4 protein-coding genes are annotated in these 2360 nt (G+C 60.4%); 2 read left to right on the forward strand and 2 right to left on the reverse strand.

Annotated elements, in window-relative coordinates:
- Both EOA75_RS31940 and EOA75_RS31945 read right to left on the reverse strand, forming a co-directional pair.
- Positions 1 to 233: FAD:protein FMN transferase (locus EOA75_RS31940; RefSeq protein ID WP_245466807.1), on the reverse strand; the 233-nt coding region annotated here is incomplete at its 3' end.
- A gap of 31 nt (positions 234 to 264) precedes the next feature.
- On the reverse strand, positions 265 to 1083 hold the full coding sequence (locus tag EOA75_RS31945) for an FMN-binding protein (RefSeq protein WP_127326078.1): 819 nt from the start codon (positions 1081 to 1083) through the stop codon (positions 265 to 267).
- Between the two features lie 435 nt (positions 1084 to 1518).
- On the opposite strand from EOA75_RS31945, the gene EOA75_RS31950 reads away from it, so the two are divergent.
- Together EOA75_RS31950 and EOA75_RS31955 are read left to right on the forward strand one after the other, a co-directional pair.
- A complete protein-coding gene (locus EOA75_RS31950) occupies positions 1519 to 1998 on the forward strand; it encodes a sulfocyanin-like copper-binding protein (RefSeq protein ID WP_127326079.1) in 480 nt (159 codons plus the stop codon).
- 183 nt (positions 1999 to 2181) lie between these two features.
- The coding region (locus EOA75_RS31955; protein WP_164747718.1) for a hypothetical protein at positions 2182 to 2360 on the forward strand (179 nt) is incomplete at its 3' end.

A 2360-nucleotide genomic window follows, 5' to 3' on the forward strand; every position in this document is an offset into this window, starting at 1 on the left:
GCCTTATGGACGTCGAAATATCCGCCCGTCTCCTTCTTCGTCCGCTCTGCGATTGCCAGCACTTCCATCATCTCGCCGCTCCAATCCTTGACTGGAACGTCGCCGCGGTTGATTGCGGAAATCTCACTGTCGGACTTGTACGTGCTGAAGCGCCGGTCGACTCGCTCAAAATAGTCGAAGACCGTGTCGACCAGCGTTGCAAATGCACCACCGACATCGACGGTGACGGGCATTCCCATCAGAATTCGCGTTTCGCGCATCGAGTTAGGAAGAAGCCTTCCTCAGCGCGCCATCGAGCGATTGGATAAACGCCCTACTGGTCAGCGTTGCGCCCGAGATGATGTCCACATTGGCGCTTTGCGCGCTGATCGCCTCGTCACGCAGCATAGGCAGCGCCTGCCGGTTGATGCGCACGGATGTTCGCCGGTCCGACGGATATTTCAGAACTTTCAGTGCAGTCAGACGGCCACCCTGGATGGAAGCCTGGATCTGTATGGGCCCGTAATAGGCGTCCGTCACAGGACCGGCATAGGTTCCGTCGGTAAAACGGTGCGTGGCGCTGTTCGCGGTAGCCTTCATTCCTGCAGGGATGATGCGAGCTGGCGCTTGCGGATAGTCCGGTCGCGGTTGCGGGACAGGAATGTAGACGGCTGGGGTCAAGGCAAAGGACGACGTTTCCCGCATGGCTACGACCGCGCTTGCCTTAGGATTGGCGACGGTTGACGCCGGTGCGGCCGTCTGCTGCGGGGCAGCCGCCTTCAAGACCTGCAGTAGCCCGCCCGTCTGTTTTTCCGGCTTGGGGAAGGGTGTCGTTATCGCAGCTGTCGTTTCCCTGCCGATTGCCGGCATGATGAAACGGGGCTCTAGCCGTGTGCTTTGCCGGCGAAGCTCAGGCAAGGCCGGCGCTGGAACAGAGTCGTTCCGAACAGGTGATGGAGGAATGGCCGGCCCGGAATCCCGGTCTGCAGCGTCGCCAGGCGTCGCCGAACCAGGCATGTCGTCCATGGGAGCTTTGGCTCTTTGCTCCCAGACATAGGCGCCGGATGCGGCGATCACGATGAGCGACAGGGCAATCTGTTTCATCTGTATTGCAATCCAGGTTGGCTCTTGCAGTCGCGTATCCATTCTGGGCCGCTTGAGGCGCACTATCCCACGACAGAGCTGACAATTGGCTGTCAGTCCGTATCGCCCTACCAAGCCTACCGAAGAAGCCGTCTGCGGACGCTCAAGCGATGGTGCGGCCCACCCAAAGGAGCGCGCTCACTGGCGGCAGGGGCCATCGGCCTCGGGCCAGCAGTATTCTGCCGGCCCCAATCACTTTCCGCGGCACGCGAGCACCAACCTATCGCGCGGTTCGCCAAAGACCGGGCGGTTTTGATCCAGCGCAAGGTTGAGGGTGGCTAGAGGTGCAACCATGCTGCCACCGTTGGGCTGTCCGTTGGTTCCAGAGCCCTTAAGCGGTTGATTGCCGGTGTCGGTTCCACCGGTTTCTGCCGAGAGGATTTCGCTGTGAAAAAGATGGTAAGGAGTGCAGCACTGGGTCTTGCCGCGGCTGTCACGATGGCTGGTGCCGCTCAGGCCGCCAGCACCGTTCAGGTTTCGCTGTGGGACAAAGGGGCGGACACGCCCATGACCACCGGCTTCGCCTATGGAACGCCAGACCTCGATATGTCGAAGGCAACCATGGGGATAACGGCCACGCCTGCGGCGGTGAAGGCCGGCAAGATCACATTCAAGGTGAAGAACAGTTCCAAGGATACCATCCAAGAAATGATCATGATGTATCTAGTGAATCCCAAGGACCCACTTCCCTATATCGCTGCCGAGAACCGCGTCGATGAGGACAAGGCCGGCGACAAGGGAGAGGTTTCGGAACTCGACCCTGGAGCTTCGGGCTCGCTCACCGTAAACCTGAAACCCGGCAAATACGTGCTCATCTGCAATTTCCCCGGCCACTTCGCAACTGGCATGTGGACCGAGTTTACGGTCAAGCCGTAGCGCACTGGCAGAGCTGCCCTCAGTTCGAGCTCTGTCAGCCACGGCCCGCCGACTGCGATGGATCACAGCCAGATCGTCCCTTGCCGCCTAGACCGTGGCGGCCAATCTTTGCAGCGAACCGATGTCGGCGTCGGAGCGTTGTGCTGAGAGTGGTACGGACCGGACCCGGCGAAGGAGTCAGCTATGACGAAGCATTCCAGCGCAAACCGCTTGTCCGAACAGGAGCTGCAGGACATTGACGCCTATTGGCGGGCAGCGAACTACCTAACGATCGGGCAGATCTACCTGCTCGACAATCCGCTGCTTCGCAAGCCGCTTCGGCTGGAACACGTGAAGCCCCGGCTCCTCGGCCATTGGGGGAC

Origin of the sequence: Mesorhizobium sp. M1A.F.Ca.IN.022.07.1.1 (assembly GCF_003997575.1) — a bacterium.
Lineage (GTDB): Bacteria > Pseudomonadota > Alphaproteobacteria > Rhizobiales > Rhizobiaceae > Mesorhizobium.

Excerpts from the sequence above, each read along its gene's own strand:
- EOA75_RS31945 (WP_127326078.1), bottom strand. The coding sequence starts at position 1,083 with ATGAAACAGATTGCCCTGTCGCTCATCGTGATCGCCGCATCCGGCGCC.
- EOA75_RS31950 (WP_127326079.1), top strand. The coding sequence starts at position 1,519 with ATGGTAAGGAGTGCAGCACTGGGTCTTGCCGCGGCTGTCACGATGGCT.